This is a genomic window from Azonexus sp. (assembly GCF_036170495.1).
GTDB lineage: Bacteria > Pseudomonadota > Gammaproteobacteria > Burkholderiales > Rhodocyclaceae > Azonexus.
This window is the reverse complement of record NZ_JAVHPH010000071.1, coordinates 1-1,198: the sequence shown is the minus strand read 5'-3', so window position 1 is coordinate 1,198 and position 1,198 is coordinate 1. Positions and strand designations below refer to the sequence as shown.

1 protein-coding gene is annotated in these 1,198 nt (G+C 60.0%); it reads right to left on the bottom strand.

What is annotated here, in order from left to right:
- Window positions 1-1,198, bottom strand: a 1,198-nt coding sequence (locus ADADOO_RS02405; RefSeq protein ID WP_511274692.1) for a FimV/HubP family polar landmark protein, incomplete at both ends; no start/stop codon positions are given.

Genomic DNA, 1,198 nt, shown 5'->3' with positions numbered 1-1,198 from the left:
GTATCGATACTCTGGCCGCCTGTCATGCGGAATACGGAGTTGGGCCCAAGACTGGACGGCATCGGTAGCGCCGTAGTTTCAACGGATGCATTCTTGGTGCGCCGGCGGCTAAACACGAAGTAACCACCGAGCAAAGCGAGAATTCCGCCAAGACCGGCCAAAGGCATCGGATCCTCAAGGATCGAATCGACAAGACTCGGCTCAGACGGAGGCACGGGAGCATCGACCTTGGGCATTTCTGATTTCGGTGGCTCGACCGCTTTTGGCGGCTCGACCGGCTTTGCTGTTTCAACCGGCGCAACAGGTTCGGGCGCCTTTGGCGGTTCAACTACTTTGGGTGCCTCAACAGGCTTCGGCTCAACCGGTTTGGCCGCCTCAACAGGCTTCGGTGGCTCGGCCGGCTTGACCATCTCTGCGACCTTCGGCTCATCCTTCTTGACTGGCGCCTTCTGCAGCTCAGCCAACTTCTGGTTCTTCATCTCCAGAAGCTTCTGCAATTCATTGACATTCTTTTCCAGCGACTGCAGGCGGTCCTGCGCATCTTTCAGCGCCTTGTCCTTAGCCAGCTGATCGGCCACCTCGGTCGCCTTGGCGGCAGCAACACCCTTGGCGCCAGGATCGGCGCGCGCCACCTTGACCTGGTCCTTAACCGGCTCGGCCGGCACCACTTTCTCTTCTACCTTGGCCGTGATCTTGCCGGCGCTAGTCTGCGTTGCCGCACCATCCGTCGCCGGCATCCTGGCTGTCGATGCGGCCAGTTTTTGCCGATAGGCATTCCAGTCGCGAGCCTGTGCAACGTAGATTTTTTTCGCTTCAGCCGGAGAAATCGACTCAACCGCTGACGGCTCTGGAATATTCAGGATGGCGCCCGCTTTCAGGCGATTGACATTCTGGCCGATGAAGGCGTCCGGATTGCCTTGAAACAAGCCAACCAGCATCTGCTCCAGGGAAACGCCGTCGTATTTGTTCTCGGCTGCTATCTTGCGCAGCGTCTCACCCTGCTTGACAACACGCGCATCAGCGCTTTCCGGCCTTGCTTTCGGCTCAGCCGCCACCTTCGGGGTCGGCGCTGAACGAGGGGCAGCCCTGACAGGCGCCGACCTGACTTCTCCGGCGTTGCTACCACCGCGTACCGTCTCGACTATCCGCGCCTCGGCTACCGGGCGCGACGACTGGGCAGCCATCATTTCTGGCGGAT